The organism is Nocardia sp. NPDC050697, from assembly GCF_040654395.1.
Taxonomy (GTDB): domain Bacteria; phylum Actinomycetota; class Actinomycetes; order Mycobacteriales; family Mycobacteriaceae; genus Nocardia.
The window spans coordinates 1,187,721-1,202,251 of record NZ_JBFAHY010000001.1 but is presented as its reverse complement, the minus strand read 5'-3'; the positions used below and the strand labels follow the sequence as shown (position 1 = coordinate 1,202,251).

The window sequence follows — 14,531 nt, the reverse complement described above, 5'->3', positions numbered from 1 at the left end:
AGCGGTGCCGGAACCGCGAGAGCCCGGACACCCCCTGGTGTCCGGGCTCTCGCGATTCGGGGACTACTTCACCGTGTTCTGCGCGGTGGCGGCGGCGATCTGCGCCTGGAAGGCCGCCAGCTTCTCCGACGAGGAGGTCTGCTGGTGGCTGCGCGCCTTAATGCTCACATCGTGGCCGGCCGAGGCGGCGCGCAGCGCGCCGACCGTGGCCTTCTCCCGCGGGACGTGCTTGAACGGGTCGAACGAGTACCACTTCATGGCGTTCAGGTGCGTCATCTTGTCGGTCTCCTCGTCGGTGACGCCCTCCGCCGCGAAGACCCCGCTGAGCTCCTCCGGGGCACCCGGCCACATGGAGTCGCTGTGCGGGTAATCCATCTCCCACGCGATATTGTCGATCCCGATCTCGTTCCGCAGCCGGACCCCGATCGGGTCGCTGATGAAGCAGGTCAGGAAGTGGTCGCGGAAGACCTCGCTGGGCAGCTTGCCGCCGAAGTTCTGCTCGGTCCAGGTGGAGTGCATATCGAAGGTGCGGTCGATGCGCTCCAGGAAGTAGGGAATCCAGCCGGTGCCGCCCTCGGAGAGCCCGATCTTGAGATCCTTGTAGTCCTTGATCGGGCGCGACCACAGCAGGTCGGCGGCCGCGGAGACGATATTGAGCGGCTGCAGCGTGATCATGACGTCCGGCGGGGAGTCCGAGGCCGGGATGGAGAGCCTGCCGGACGAGCCGATGTGCACATTGAGCACCGTGTTCGTGTCGACCAGCGCCTCCCACAGCGGCTTCCAGTGCTCGTGGTGGAAGCTCGGGTAGCCCAGCGCCGCCGGGTTCTCGGTGAAGGTGAGCGAGTGCACGCCCTTCTTCGCCACCCGCCGCACCTCGGCGGCGCACAGCTCGGCGTCCCAGATCACCGGCAGCGCCATGGGGATGAAGCGGCCGGGGTAGGCGCCGCACCACTCGTCGATGTGCCAGTCGTTGTAGGCCCGCACCAGCGCCAGCGAGAAGTCGGAGTCCTCGGTGGCGAAGAGCCGCGCGGCGAAGCCGGGGAAGGACGGGAAGTTCATCTGCGCCAGCACGCCGCCGGCGTTCATGTCCTTGACCCGCTCGTCCACGTCGTAGCAGCCGGGGCGGATCTCGTCGAGGCCCTCGGGCTCCAGGCCGTACTCCTCCTTGGGGCGGCCCGCCACGGCATTGAGCGCCACGTTCGGGATGACGCGGTCGCGGAACTTCCACATGTCCGCGCCGTTCTCCATGTGCACCAACCGGGGTGCGTCGTCGGCGTACTTCGCCGGCAGGTGGTTGGCGAACATGTCGGGCGGTTCGATGATGTGGTCGTCGACGCTGATCAGGATCATGTCGTTCTTGTCCACGGTTTCCTCCTTCACACGGTGGCCGCGGCGGGCGCGGCCTGCGCTGCCGGGTCCGGGTTCTCGATCGGCAGCCCCATGAACCTGCGGGCGTTGTCGCCCATGAAGTCCCAGGTGCGCCGGGTGTCCATGCCCTCGGCGTACTTCCAGTACCCCTTGGGCTCGGGCAGCCCCTCCGGGTGCGGGTAATCCGAGCCGAACATGACCCGGTCCCAGCCGACGGTCTCCACCACGTCGGCGACCGAGCCCTCCCAGAACGGGCTCACCCAGATATTGCGCCGGAACACCTCGATCGGGTCCTCCGGGAAGTTCTGCGGCATCTTCTTGGTGAGATCGCGCAGGTCGTGGAAGAGCGGGTGGATCCACGAACTCCCGTTCTCCACGCTGGCGACGCGCAGCTTCGGGAAGCGGGTCAGCGTGCCGTGGCAGATGAGGCTGCCGATCATGTCCGAGATCTCCCGGTGCCCGAGAGCCAGCCAGCGGAAGGAGCTCATGGCCATGAAGTTCTTGGTGGCCGGTGGCTCCCACTTGTTCACGTACTCGTCCAGCGGGGGCTGGCTGGCGTGCAGCACGATCGGCAGATTCGCCGCCTCCACGTCGCGCCAGAAGGGGTCGAACTCGGGCAGCGCGGGGGAGCGCCAGCCGTTGACGCCCTTGACCGGAGCGGGCTTGATCAACGCGACCTTCGTGCCGTGCTCCAGGATGTACTCGAGCTCGCGGCGCGCGCCGTCCACCTCGGCGCAGTTGATGATCGGCGTGCTGAAGACGCGATCCTGGTAGGCGTAGGTCCAGTGCTCGAGCATCCAGCGGTTCAGCGCGTGGATGATCGCCATGGTCAGCTGCGGGTCGTCGGCGGCGGAGTGCTCGACCAGGCTGGCCAGGGTGGGGTAGTTCAGGGTCTCGCGCACCCCCTGGCGGTCCAGCTCGGCGATCCGGTCCTCGGGGTTGCGGGTGGCGGCGGGGGCATCGATGGCGTCGCCCTGCATCTCGCGCAGGGTGAGGCCGTCGGTGTTCTCGCCGGCGAAGAACTTCTCGTGCGCGCCCGGCGCGGCCACCCGGTCGAAGGTCGGGTTCGGGATGAAGTCGGTGATCCGGCCGTTGATCGCGAGCCGGGTGTGCCTGCCGATCTGCACGTACTGCACCGCCTGCCGGTACTGCTCGGGCAGGAATTTGGTCAGTGCGTCCGCGGTCTCGTACATGTGCGCGTCGGCATCGAAGATCGGAATCTCCGCGGGATGTGTCACAGGGCCCTCCTTCGGGCGGCTATTTGGCGACGAAGCGGGTGGTGTCCAGGATCAGCACCACCCGGTCGTCGATGTCGTCGGGCGGGCCGGCCGCGGTGTCGCCGTAGCGCTCGGCCAGCTCGGCGTAGAACTTGCCGTCCTGGTCGCCCTCGACGGTGACCAGCCAGCCGCGGGTCTCCAGCACCCGCGCGGGGGCGTCCGGGTCGGTGATGACGAACGAGTAGTTCGGATTGGCCTGCAGGCTGGTGAATTTGCGGCGCGGGATGGTGTGGCTCATTCGCAGGTGCGCACCGTCCCAGGTGAACCGCATGGGCGATTGATCCGGCGTCCCGTCCGGCGCGACGGTGGCGAGGACGCCGACTATCGGGCGGTGCAGAAGATCCTCCAGCCCGGAGGGAATTCTCGAGTTCATGGCTCCACCTCGTAGCAATTACCGTTGACCTTACCGTAAGGTACCATCACCGGGAAGTCGGCTGGGGCGAGGAGGGCGGGAAAATGACGAAGGTCCGCGCGGAACGGATCCCGCCGTACGCCCGTCGCGCGGCCGTGGCCGGATTCGTCGGGACCTTCGTCGAGTACTACGACTTCGCGCTCTACGGGGTGCTCGCGGTCTACTTCGCGCCGCTGTTCTTCCCCGCCGGCAACGACGCGGTCTCGCTGCTGCTCGGCACCTTCGCCTCCGGTGACTTCATGGCCGACCACGGCTGGCGCATCCCTTTCCTGGTCGCGGCGGTACTGACGCTGGTGATCCGGCGCCGCGTCGAGGACTCGCCGGAGTTCGCGCCTGGTGCGCGAGGACCGGATCGTGAAGTCACCGCTGCGCGTGGTGCTGGCCGGCTACCGGCGCGAGGTGCTGATCGCGGGCGCGAGCGCCATCGGGGTGAACGGCGCGGCGGGGGTGGCCCAGTGGTTCGGCGTCTACCTGGCGGGCAGCCGCGACCTGTCCGCCGCGTCGGTGCTGGCCGCGTACGCGACGGCCATGGTGCTCGGCGCGCTGTGGACCCCGCTGTGGGGCAGGCTCGCCGACCGGGTCGGCCAGCGCGAGCTGCTGACCGCGATCCTGTGCGGCTTCATCCTGCTCGCCGGGCCGATCCTCGCGCTGCTGGCGAGCACCGAGAACCCGGTGCTGCTGGCCGCGGGGATGACGGTCTACCTGACGCTCACCAATGCCGTGATGGCGCCCGGCTTCGGCCTGATCGCCGGGCTCTTCCCCGCGCCGGTGCGCTACACCGGCGCCAATCTCGGCCAGAACATCGGCACCGTGCTCGGCGGCGGCACCGCGCCGCTGGTCTGCGGCGCGCTGTTGCTCGCCACCGGCTCGGTCGCGGGCCCGGTGCTGTGGATCGTCGCGGTGAGCCTCGTCGCGCTCGCCGCCATCGCGGTGCTGCGCGCGGCCGCCGCCCCGCAGAAAGTCTCCTGAAAGGAATCACACGATGCCGAGAATGATCGCACCGGATATCTCGACCTGGCCGGAGGAGGATTACCAGCTGGTCGGCGGCGTCTGCGCCGACTGCGCCGCCGCCGTCTTCCCGCTGCAGGAGCTGTGCCCGCGGTGCAGCAAGCCCGCCGTCGAACGAGTCACCCTGCCGCGCACCGGAACCCTGGTCGCCTGGACCACGCAGGGGTTCCTGCCCGGAGCCCCGTACCTCGGCGACGAGACGCCGGAGACCTTCGTCCCGTTCGGGGTCGGGCTGGTCCAGCTCGGCGACGTCATCCGGGTCGAGGGCAGGCTCACCGAGAACGACCCCGAGAAGCTGACCTTCGGCATGCCGGTCGCGCTGACCGCCGTCCACCTCGGCACCGACGCCGCCGGTGACGAGGTGCTCACCTTCGCCTTCCAGCCGCTCTCCAGCAAGGAGTCCTGATGACCAACGAGGTAGCGATCATCGGCGTCGGGATGCACCCGTTCGGCCGCTTCGAGGGCAAGTCGGCCATGCGGATGGGCACCGACGCCATCCGGGCGGCGCTGGCCGACGCCGGGCTGGAGTGGAAGGACATGCAGTTCGCCGTCGGCGGCAGCTGGGAGGTCGCGAACCCGGACGCCATCGTCGGCATGATGGGGCTCACCGGCCTGCCGTTCACCAATGTCTTCAATGCCTGCGCGACCTCGGCGAGCGCCACCGAGGCCGTCGCCGACGCCATCCGGCTCGGCAAGTACGACATCGGCATCGCCATCGGCATGGACAAGCACCCGCGCGGCGCCTTCACCGTCGACCCGACGCTGGTCGGGATGCCGAAGTGGTACGGCGAGAACGGTCAGTACCTGACCACCCAGTTCTTCGGCATGAAGGCCAACCGCTACCTGAACGACCACGGCATCTCGCAACGCACCCTGGCGAAGGTGGCCGCCAAGAACTACCGCAACGGCGCGCTGAACCCGAACGCGTTCCGCCGCAAGCCGGTCGCCGAGGACGACATCCTGGCCGCGCCCATGCTCAACTACCCGCTCACGCACTACATGTTCTGCGCCCCCGACGAGGGCGCCGCCGCGGTGATCATGTGCCGGGCCGACATCGCGCACCGCTTCTCCGCGCGCAAGCCGGTGTACGTGCGCGCCGTCGAGATCCGCACCCGCGCCTACGGCGCCTACGAGGTGAACACCACCTACGCGCCGGTCCAGGAGGAGGCAGCGCCGTCGGTGCACGCCGCGCGGGCGGCGTTCGAGGCGGCCGGGATCTCCCCGGCCGATATCGACGTCGCGCAGCTCCAGGACACCGACGCGGGCGCCGAGGTCATCCACATGGCCGAAACCGGGCTCTGCGCGCACGGCGACCAGGAGAAGCTCATCGCCGAGGGCGCCACCGAGATCACCGGCTCGCTGCCGGTGAACACCGACGGCGGGCTCATCGCCAATGGCGAGCCGATCGGCGCCTCCGGCATGCGGCAGCTGCACGAGCTGGTGCACCAGCTGCGCGGCACCGCGGGGGAGCGGCAGGTCGCGGGCGCGCCGAAGGCCGGGTTCGCCCTGCTCTACGGCGCGCCGGGCACCGCGGGCGCGACGATCGTCACCACCTGATGGGGTCACTCGCGGGCCGGACCTTGATCATGTCCGGCGGCAGCAGGGGATCGGGCTGGCGATCGCGCTGCGCGCGGCGGCCGACGGCGCGAACATCACGCTCATCGCCAAGACCGACGAGCCGCACCCGAAGCTGCCCGGCACGATCCACACCGCCGGTGCCGAGATCGAGCGGGCGGGCGGGGCGGTGCTGAAGGTCGTCGGCGACATCCGCGACGACGACACCGTCGCCGCGGCGGTCGAGGAGACGGCCGAGCGGTTCGGCGGGATCGACCTGGTGGTCAACAATGCCTCCGCGATCGACCTCGGCGGCACCGAGACGCTGCCGATGAAGCGCTACGACCTCATGCAGGACATCAACTGCCGGGGTACCTTCCTGCTGTCCAAGCTCGCGATCCCGTGGCTGCGGAAGTCCGCCGCCGCCGGGCGCGATCCGCAGGTGCTCACCCTGTCGCCGCCGCTGAACCTCGATCCGCGCTGGGCGGGGTCGTGCCTGGCCTACACCATCGCCAAGTACGGGATGTCGCTGACGACGCTCGGGCTTGCGGAGGAGCTGCGCGGTGACGGAATCGGGGTGAACTCGCTGTGGCCGCGCACCACGATCGGCACCGCCGCCATCCGCAACCGGCCGGGGGGCGCGGAGCGGTTCGCCGCCTCGCGCACCCCCGAGATCTGCGCGGACGCCGCCTATCTGCTGCTCACCGCCCCGGCCACGACCACCGGCAATTTCTTCCTGGACGAGGAGGTACTGCGCGCGCACGGGGTCACCGACCTGGACCGGTACCGGGTCACCCCCGGCGACGGCCCGCTCACCGAGGACATGTTCCTGTGAGCGTGCTGCTGCGCTCCGACCGGGACGGGGTGCGCACCCTCACCCTGAACCGGCCGGAGCGGCGCAATGCGCTGAACCCGGAGCTGTGGGCGGCGCTGGCCGACGCGCTGTGGGAGGTCGCGCGCGACCGCGCGGTGCGCGCGCTGGTGCTGACCGGCTCCGGCGGGGCCTTCTGCGCGGGTGCGGACGTGGTGAACAGCGACCCGTACGCGGCGCCGTTCGAGAAGCTGCGGGCGATCACCGACGTGGCCGCGCACCTGCACGAGCTGCCGATCCCGACCATCGCCAAGGTGCGCGGCGCCGCCGTCGGCGCGGGCTGGAATCTCGCGCTCGGCTGCGATTTCGTCATCGCCACCCCCGGGGCGCGGTTCTCGCAGATCTTCGCCCAGCGCGGGCTCTCCCTCGATTGCGGTGGTTCCTGGCTGCTGCCCAAACTGATCGGGCTGCAACAGGCCAAGCGGCTGGCGCTGCTCGCCGAGACCATCGACGCCGCCGAAGCGCACGCCCTCGGACTGGTCACCTGGCTCACGCCGGAGGATGAGCTCGACGCCTTCGCCGACGCCACCGCCGCCCGGCTCGCCGCCGGGCCGCCGGTGGCGCTGGCGCAGATCAAGGGGCTGCTCAACGAGGGGGCCGATCGGAGCATGCGGGAGGCGCTGGCCGGGGAGGCGCGCGCCCAGTCCGTCGCCTTCGCCACCGCCGACGTGCCGGAGGCGTACGCGGCCTTCCGGGAGAAGCGCGATCCGGTGTTCACCGGGGAGTGGAATGTGCGCAGGCCCGATCCCGCGCACTGAATCCCCCGGTCAGCTGATCGGCTGGGCCTCGACGGTGTCGGCCGCCCGGTAGGCCGCGACGATCGGGGCGAGTTCGTCGGCGGTCGCGCCGTGCAGGATGACCCGGTCCGCGCCGTGCTCGAACTCGGCGCGGATGCGGGCGGCGCACTCCTCGGGGGTGCCGGTGGCGGCGCTCTCGGTCCAGGAAGCGGGCAGCAGCTCCTCGATGTGCCGGAGCTGCTCGTCGGTGGCCACGCGGTCGATGGCGCCGGGGATCGACTGGACCACGCTGTCCTCGCGGAATCGCCGCAGGACGGCCGGATCCCAGTCGTTGGTGCGCACCATGAGGTCGCCGTAACCCTGGAGGTAGGTGGCGAGCCGCCCGACCAGCCGCGCGCGCCGCACCTCCTCGGGCAGGTGGTCGCCGATGGTCGCCAGGCACGACCACACCCGGACCTGATCGGGGTCGCGTCCGGCGTCGACGGCCGCGCGCTTCACGGTGTCCGAACACCGGCGCAGCGTCTCGGGCCCGAAATAGGTGTGCAGCACGACGTCATCGAAGGCCCGGCCGCCCAGCGCCAGGCTCTTCGGGCCGAAGGCGACCAGGCCGAGCGGGATCTCCTCCCGGAAGTTGCCGTCCAGGTAGAGCGTGCGGTACTGCCCGAGCGGGCCGTCGTAGTCGTTGATCACCCCGCCGCTCCAGAGCGTGCGCATGACCCGCGCGAACTCCTCCATCTGCGCGGTGGTCACCGACGGAATGCCGAACAGGTCGTACAGCCCGGGCACGCCGCGGCCGATGCCGAGCGTGAACCGCCCGCCGGAGAGCCGGTGCAGGGTGGTCGCCCAGGAGGCGGTGATCAGCGGGTGGCGGGTGTTGTGGTTGGTCGCGGCGGTGGCGACGCGCAGCCGGGTGGTGGCCGCGCAGGCGGCGGTGCTGAGCGTGGCCGCCTCCTTGATGTTCCAGCGCTCGGAGACGAAGGCGGTGCCGAAGCCGAGCTCCTCGCCGCGCCGTGCTTCGTCGAGCACGCCGGCGGGGCCGGCGCCGCCGGCGCCGGGCAGGAGGTAGTAGCCGAGTTCGTCGAGGATGCGGGTCATGGTGTGCTCCGGGGAGGTCAGGTGAAATCGGAGCCGCCGTCGACATTCACGTCGGCGCCGGTGGTGTAGGTATTGCGCCGGGAGGCGAGGAAGGTGGCGACCGGGGCGATCTCCTCGGGGCGTCCGGCGCGCGGCAGGTGCGCGGGGTGGCCGAAGTGCTCGCCGATCGCGCGCATGAGCTCGTTCGGGTCGTCGGTGTGCACGCCCGCCGAGCGGGCCCAGTCGAGCAGCGCCGGGGTCACGAAGGTGCCCGGGGAGACCACGTTGACCAGGATCTCCTCCGGTGCCAGCAGCAGCGAGAGGTTTTTGGAGATGCTGGTGACCATGGCCTTGGCGGCGGTGTAGGCCACCAGGTTCACGCTCTGGCGCTGGGTCGAGTGCGCCGAGAAATTGACGATGCGCGCCCATTCGGCGCGGCGCAGCAGCGGGAGCGCCGCCTGGACGCAGTGCACCATGGGCATGGCGCCGTAGTCGACCGCCTCGCGCCAGCTCGCCGGGGTCAGCGTGTCGAAGCGGCCCTGCACGTTCGGGCCCGCAGCGTTGATCAGGGCATTGAGCGCGCCGTCCCAGCGTTCGGCCAGCTCGTCGAAGACGCGGCGCACGGCGTCGGGATCGCTGGCGTCGGCGGGGATTCCGACCGCGTCCGGGCTGCCGCGTTCGGCCAGGTCGCGGGCGGCGGCGGCCACGTCGGCGGCGGTGCGGCCGACCACCGCGACCCGCGCGCCCTCCTCGGCCAGGCACTGCGCGGTGGCCAGCCCCATGCCGCGGCTGCCGCCGACCACGACCGCGGTCGCGTTCTCGAACCCCAGATCCATGCTCGACCTCTCCGATCGGTGCCGCCCGCGGGCGGCGCTCCTACCGAGAGGCTAACAGTAAGACTCTCGACAGCGGTGGTTTCAGGCCGGTGCCGCGGCCGCGCGGACGAGATCGAGGGTGCCGAGTTCGCGGATGGCCCGGCAGCTGCGGCGCAGCATCACCCGGAAGAGGTCGTCGCCGCGGTCGGTGGTGGCGGCGAAGGCGGCGCCGAGCGCGATGATCAGCGGCCCCTGCAGCATGCCGAGGCGGTAGTCGGCCAGGCAGGTCTCCAGGTCGTAGCCGGGCACGCCGTGCCGGAGCAGCTCGGCGTGGTAGGCCGCGACCAGGCGCTGCTCGGCGTGGGCGCGCAGCTCGGGGTCGAGGCAGGTGCCGATGAAGTAGGCCAGGTCGCGGGCGGGCAGCCCGACGCCGAGGGTCTGCCAGTCCACGACGAAGAGCCGGTCGGCGTCGAGCAGCAGGTTGTCCAGCCGGTAGTCGCCGTGCATGAGCGCGTAGCGGCCGGTGTCGGTGCGCAGCCACGGCACCATGAGCTCGAGCGCGAGCCGCAGGGTCTCCCGGTCGGTGTCGTCCAGGAAGGGGCCGAAGCGCTCCAGGATCGCGGGGGCGACCATCTCGACGACCTGGCCGAGCCCGCCCGCCGCGGCCAGGTCGCCCGGCTTGGGCATGGAGCCGACGGGCAGTTCGAGCCAGGACGCATCGCACCAGGACGGGGCGTGCAGCCCGGCGAGGGCGGTCACGGCCCGGCGCGCGGTCTCCTCGTCGCAGCCCGCGACCTGATCGCCCTGCGCCGCGGGGTCGAGGTCGTCGAGCAGCAGCACGTACTCCGAGCCGTCCTCGTTGACCGCGCTGTAGTGGCAGCGGGGCACCGGCACGCTGGTCCGGTGCGCCACGGCGGAGTAGAACTCGACCTCGGCCAGGTAGCCGAGCGTGACCCCGGCGCGCACCGAGCCGTCCTGGGCGGGCAGCTTCGCCACGAAGCTGCGCGGCCGGTCGCTCGGGGTCGCGTAGTCGACGGTGAGGCGGTACGTCGCCCCGGTCTGACCGGTGCCGACCGGCGTGACGGCGACGCCGGTGACCGCGACCGGCGCCGGGTCGGCGAGAGCGGCGCCGAGCCACTCCGGGGTGAGCCCCTCCGGCCCGAGCGGTATCCCGAGGTCGTCCGTGCGGAGCTCTCGTGCGGTCATGGTCAACCTCCAGGGCGAACTGTTATGGCAACGGTAGAGGTTACCGTGACGGAATCCCGTCCGGGCCGGATCGGCGAACCGGGTCCGGGATCGCTGGAACAGGTTATAGTTATGCCAACGGTAAGAGTCACTGTATAGTGATGTCCGTGCGTTTGCCCGAGGCAGACGGCCGCCCGGATATTGGGAAACAGATCGGGAAAGAATGCGATGACGACCACTGGTGTGCCCCGAAAGGGCGATATCGCGGCATCGCGGGAAGTCGGGCGCTGGCTGCGGGGCTGGGTCGATCGCCATCCCGGAACCGCGATGGCCACCGTCGGCGGTCAATTCCTGCTCGGCGTGCACACGGTGAAGCACCTCGTGCTCGATCTCGGCTCCGGGAAATTCCCGTTCCGGGAGGCAGTGCGGCAGGGCGCCTTCATGGCGAATACCGCGCTGCTGCCGACGATCTTCGTCGCGCTCCCCATCGGGGTGACGCTCTCCATCCAGTTCGGCCTGCTGGCCGGGCAGGTGGGGGCGACCTCGCTGGCGGGCGCGGCCAGCGGGCTCGCCGTCATCCGGCAGGGCGCCCCGATGGTGGCGGCGCTGCTGATGGCGGCCGCGGTCGGCTCGGCCATCTGCGCCGACCTGGGCTCGCGCAAGATCCGCGAGGAACTCGACGCCATGGAGATCATGGGGGTGTCGGTGGTCCGCCGCCTGGTCGTGCCGCGCTTCGCCGCCGCGATCCTGGTCGGCGTCGGGCTCACCGGGGTCGTCTGCTTCGTCGGATTCCTGGCCGGGTACGTGTTCAACGTCGTGGTGCAGGACGGCGCGCCGGGCAGCTTCGTCGCCTCCTTCGCCTCCTTTGCGACCGTCGGCGACCTGGTGCTGACCCTGGTCAAGGCGGTCGTCTACGGCGCGATCGTCGCGGTGGTCGCCTGCGAGAAGGGGCTCACCACCAGGGGCGGGCCGGCCGGTGTCGCCAATGCGGTGAATTCCACGGTGGTCTCCTCGATCCTGCTGCTGATGGCGGTCAATGTGCTCTTCACCCAGCTGTACATGGTCTTCTTTCCGCGGCAGGGGTTGTGATGGCTGCTCCGTATCGGCCGTTCGGCACCCGGAATCTGGCGGTCGCCGGGTCGGCGATCGGTGATTCCTTCCAGCGCCTCGGGCACATGCTGACTTTCTTCGTGCGCGCCGTCGCGGGCATTCCGGTGATGTTCCGGCATTACCGCGGGGAATTCGTGAAAATCCTCTCGGATATCACCTGGGGCAATGGGTCGCTGGTGGTGGGCGGCGGCACCGCGGGCGTGGTGATCGTGCTCGGCGCGGCCGGTGGCGCGATCGTCGGGCTGGAGGGGTACAACGCGCTGCACCTGCTCGGCATGGAGCCCGCGGTCGGGCTGGTCGCCTCCACCGCCTCCACCAGGGAGCTGGCGCCGATCATGGCCTCGCTGGCCTTCGCCGCGCAGGCGGGCTGCCGCTTCACCGCGCAGCTCGGCGCCATGGGGATCGCCGAGGAGATCGACGCGATGGAATCGATGGCGGTGCACGCCATTCCATTCCTGGTGACGACGCGGCTGGTGGCCTCGGTGGTCGCGGTGATTCCGCTGTACCTGGTGTGCCTGGCCGCCAACTACCTGGCGGTCGAGATCGTGGTGGCGAGCTCGGGCGGGCTCGCCACCGGGACCTACCAGCACTACTTCCAGCTCGTGCTGACCGGCCCCGACATCCTCTACTCGCTGCTCAAGACGGTGGTGTTCGTGCTGCTCACCTCCACCCTGCAGTGCTACTACGGCTTCTACGCCGCCGGTGGCCCGCAGGGCGTCGGGATCGCGGCCGGCCGCGCCATGCGGGCCGCGATCTCGGTGATGATCGTCGTCAATCTGCTGCTCACCATTGCCATCTGGGGCATCGGGACCAGCGCCAGGCTGGGTGGGTGAGCGCGTGCCGGTGATTCTGGACAAGGACGGCCGCGGGCCGTCGGCGACGGCGCTGATGGTGCGCGGGCTCGTGCTGCTGCTGCTCATCACCGCCGGGGTGACGGCGGTGCTGCTGAAATCCGCGGGCCGGTTCGACGAACGGGTGGAGGTCACCGCGCTGCTCGAGCAGGTCGGCGACGGCCTGCCGCCGCGCTCGGACGTGAAATTCCGCGGGGTGCTGGTCGGCACCGTCGCCGCGGTCAGCCCCGCGACGGGCACCGAGCCGAATCAGGTGCTGCTGCAACTGGACCCGGGCTACGTCGCGGGGATCCCGGCCAGCGTGACGGCGCGGGTGGTGCCGAGCAACCTGTTCGCGGTCTCCTCGGTGCAGCTGGTCGACAACGGCCCCGCCCCCGCGCTCACCGCGGGCGCCGAGATCGCGCAGGATCGCAGCCTCTCCACGGTGCAGCTGCAGACCGCGCTGACCAAGCTGCGCGATATCCTCGCGGCGAGCGCCAGGGTCGGGCAGAGCGATGTCGTCGGCGTGCTCACCGTGGTGGCCGAGGCCACCGACCGCCGCGGCGCGGAGGTGGTGAACACCGGAGCCCAGCTCGACCGCATCACCCGCGAGTTCAACGCGCTCGTCGCCCCGCCCGGCACGGCGTCGACCCTGGGCGCGCTCACCGAATCGGTCCGCGGCCTCGCCGACGCCGCCCCCGAGCTGCTCGACACGCTGCACCACGCGGTGCTGCCGATGCAGGCGCTCGCCGAGCACGAGCAGCGGCTGCTCGACCTCATCGGCGCGGGCACCGCCACCCTCGGCACGGTGGACGGCGGACTGGAGCGCCACGGTGCCGAGCTGACCGGGGCGATCGACCAGTTCACGCCGGTCATGGAGGTGGTGGCCGCCGGCTCGCCGAGTTTCACCGGGATCGTGGGCAGTATTCGGCACTTCGCGGACCGGTGGTTCGCCGAATTCTGGCGCCCCGACCTGCAGAACGGCATCGGCAAGTTCCAGATCCGGCTCTCCGCGGATACCCCGTACGTCCGGGCCGACTGCCCGCGCTACGGCGCCTTAGAGGGGCCGAGCTGCCGGACCGCACCGCTGGAGCCGTACGTGGCCCCGCCACCGGCGGGCTTCGAACCCACCGCGGTGCCCGCCCCGGAGCTGAGCGAGCTGATCACCCGGCTGCTCGGCGGCGATGCCGACGGCGCCGATCGGCTGCTCGGCGGGTTGCTCGGCGAGCTGCCGAGGGAGGGGGACCGATGACCGGATTCCGGCGCGCGGCGGTCGGGCTGAGCCTGTTCCTGGTGGTGTCGTTCGCGCTCATCTGGATGACCTTCGTGACCCTGAACCGCGGCGTCGACGGCGAGACCCGGACCTACACCGCGCTGTTCAGCGATGTCACCGGGCTGCGGGTGGGTGACGACGTGCGGATGGCGGGCGTGCGGGTCGGCCGGGTGGACGCCGTCGAGCTGGACGGCAGCACCGCGAGGGTGGGTTTCCGGGTCGACGCGGGCCAGCGGCTGTACCGCGACACCATCGCCTCGATCACCTACCAGAACGTCATCGGGCAGCGGTACGTCGGGCTGGCCCGCGGCCCGGCACCGGACCCCGAGCCGCTGGCGGGCGGCGGGGAGATCCCGCTCGCGCACACCGAGCCGTCCTTCGACCTCTCGGCGCTGCTCAACGGTTTCGAGCCGCTCTTCGCCGGGCTCGACCCCGCCCGCGTGGACGACCTGACCGCCGCCCTGGTGCGGGCGCTGCAGGGCGACGCCGGCTCACTCACGGTGCTGATCGAGCAGATGTCGGCCCTGGCGCAGTCGGTGGCCGGGCCGGATCAGGTGCTCGGTGCGGTCATCGGCAACCTGAACACGGTGGTGAGCGGGCTGGCGCTGCGCAGCGGCGAGCTGCGCACCCTGATCACCCGGACCCGCACGATCGTCGACGGCCTCGCCCGGCACCGTGAGGAGTTCCTCACCACGCTCTCCGACACCGCCGCGGTCACCCAGCGGATCGCCACCATCGTCGAGCAGGACCGGCCCGCGCTGGACGACATGCTGAACAGGCAGCCGGGCTTCACCCGGCACTTCCTGGAGCACAAGGACCAGTTCGCCTATCTCGGATTCAACCTCCCCGCGCTGCTCAAGGGCATCGCGCGGGTGAGCCAGGAGGGTTCGTACTTGAACGTCTATCTGTGCAATCTGAACTTCACCGCGCTGCCCGCGCTGTCCCGGGTGATTCCGGGCATCGTGGCGCTGGCCTCGCCGAGCGGGACGGCTCAGCAGTCCCCGATCTGCCGGTGAC

15 protein-coding genes and 1 pseudogene are annotated in these 14,531 nt (G+C 70.8%); 9 read left to right on the top strand and 7 right to left on the bottom strand.

The window, feature by feature from the left end; all coding sequences use genetic code 11:
* Positions 1–63: 63 nt before the first annotated feature.
* From AB0H71_RS05970 to AB0H71_RS05955, 4 genes are all read right to left on the bottom strand, one after another.
* Positions 64–1,365 carry an amidohydrolase family protein gene (locus tag AB0H71_RS05970; protein ID WP_357015274.1) on the bottom strand — a complete coding sequence of 434 codons (1,302 nt, stop codon included), beginning with the start codon at positions 1,363–1,365 and terminating at the stop codon, positions 64–66.
* 11 nt (positions 1,366–1,376) lie between these two features.
* Complete coding sequence (locus tag AB0H71_RS05965) at positions 1,377–2,561, bottom strand: amidohydrolase family protein (protein WP_357016197.1); 1,185 nt, start codon at positions 2,559–2,561, stop codon at positions 1,377–1,379.
* Positions 2,562–2,625: 64 nt separating this feature from the next.
* Positions 2,626–3,018, bottom strand: coding sequence for a pyridoxamine 5'-phosphate oxidase family protein (locus AB0H71_RS05960; RefSeq protein WP_357015272.1), 393 nt, complete (start codon positions 3,016–3,018; stop codon positions 2,626–2,628).
* The gene (locus tag AB0H71_RS05955) at positions 3,015–3,308 is read right to left on the bottom strand and encodes a hypothetical protein (protein ID WP_357015270.1); all 294 of its coding nucleotides are present in this window, start codon (positions 3,306–3,308) and stop codon (positions 3,015–3,017) included. The genes AB0H71_RS05960 and AB0H71_RS05955 overlap by 4 nt, the downstream gene beginning before the upstream one ends.
* 103 nt (positions 3,309–3,411) lie before the next feature.
* Between AB0H71_RS05955 and AB0H71_RS05950 the strand changes: the two genes are divergently transcribed.
* From AB0H71_RS05950 to AB0H71_RS05930, 5 genes and pseudogenes are all read left to right on the top strand, one after another.
* Entirely contained in the window at positions 3,412–4,026 is a 615-nt protein-coding gene (locus AB0H71_RS05950; protein ID WP_357015268.1) for a hypothetical protein, read from the top strand.
* A gap of 13 nt (positions 4,027–4,039) precedes the next feature.
* Positions 4,040–4,471, top strand: coding sequence for an OB-fold domain-containing protein (locus AB0H71_RS05945; protein WP_357015266.1), 432 nt, complete (start codon positions 4,040–4,042; stop codon positions 4,469–4,471).
* On the top strand, positions 4,471–5,622 hold the full coding sequence (locus tag AB0H71_RS05940) for a thiolase family protein (RefSeq protein WP_357015264.1): 1,152 nt from the start codon (positions 4,471–4,473) through the stop codon (positions 5,620–5,622). Before AB0H71_RS05945 ends, AB0H71_RS05940 begins: the two co-directional genes overlap by 1 nt.
* Positions 5,622–6,454, top strand: a pseudogene (locus AB0H71_RS05935) (NAD(P)-dependent oxidoreductase). The gene AB0H71_RS05940 and the pseudogene AB0H71_RS05935 overlap by 1 nt, the downstream one beginning before the upstream one ends.
* Positions 6,451–7,248 carry an enoyl-CoA hydratase-related protein gene (locus AB0H71_RS05930; RefSeq protein WP_357015262.1) on the top strand — a complete coding sequence of 266 codons (798 nt, stop codon included), beginning with the start codon at positions 6,451–6,453 and terminating at the stop codon, positions 7,246–7,248. Before AB0H71_RS05935 ends, AB0H71_RS05930 begins: the two are co-directional and overlap by 4 nt.
* A 9-nt stretch (positions 7,249–7,257) precedes the next feature.
* Here the strand turns inward: AB0H71_RS05930 and AB0H71_RS05925 are convergent, their stop codons facing one another.
* The 3 genes from AB0H71_RS05925 to AB0H71_RS05915 form a co-directional block, all read right to left on the bottom strand.
* Positions 7,258–8,322, bottom strand: a complete 1,065-nt coding sequence (locus AB0H71_RS05925) for a TIGR03857 family LLM class F420-dependent oxidoreductase (RefSeq protein ID WP_357015260.1) — start codon at positions 8,320–8,322, stop codon at positions 7,258–7,260.
* Positions 8,323–8,339: 17 nt separating this feature from the next.
* Positions 8,340–9,137, bottom strand: a complete 798-nt coding sequence (locus AB0H71_RS05920; RefSeq protein WP_357015258.1) for an SDR family oxidoreductase — start codon at positions 9,135–9,137, stop codon at positions 8,340–8,342.
* Between the two features lie 81 nt (positions 9,138–9,218).
* Positions 9,219–10,322, bottom strand: a complete 1,104-nt coding sequence (locus tag AB0H71_RS05915; RefSeq protein ID WP_357015256.1) for a phosphotransferase — start codon at positions 10,320–10,322, stop codon at positions 9,219–9,221.
* A gap of 207 nt (positions 10,323–10,529) precedes the next feature.
* Between AB0H71_RS05915 and AB0H71_RS05910 the strand changes: the two genes are divergently transcribed.
* From AB0H71_RS05910 to AB0H71_RS05895, 4 genes are read left to right on the top strand one after another with little or no spacing between them, the layout of a single operon-like run.
* Positions 10,530–11,390, top strand: coding sequence for an ABC transporter permease (locus AB0H71_RS05910; protein WP_357015254.1), 861 nt, complete (start codon positions 10,530–10,532; stop codon positions 11,388–11,390).
* Positions 11,390–12,244 carry an ABC transporter permease gene (locus tag AB0H71_RS05905; protein ID WP_357015252.1) on the top strand — a complete coding sequence of 285 codons (855 nt, stop codon included), beginning with the start codon at positions 11,390–11,392 and terminating at the stop codon, positions 12,242–12,244. Before AB0H71_RS05910 ends, AB0H71_RS05905 begins: the two co-directional genes overlap by 1 nt.
* A gap of 4 nt (positions 12,245–12,248) precedes the next feature.
* Complete coding sequence (locus tag AB0H71_RS05900; RefSeq protein WP_357015250.1) at positions 12,249–13,493, top strand: MCE family protein; 1,245 nt, start codon at positions 12,249–12,251, stop codon at positions 13,491–13,493.
* Positions 13,490–14,530, top strand: a complete 1,041-nt coding sequence (locus AB0H71_RS05895; protein WP_357015248.1) for an MlaD family protein — start codon at positions 13,490–13,492, stop codon at positions 14,528–14,530. The genes AB0H71_RS05900 and AB0H71_RS05895 overlap by 4 nt, the downstream gene beginning before the upstream one ends.
* Position 14,531 lies beyond the last annotated feature (1 nt).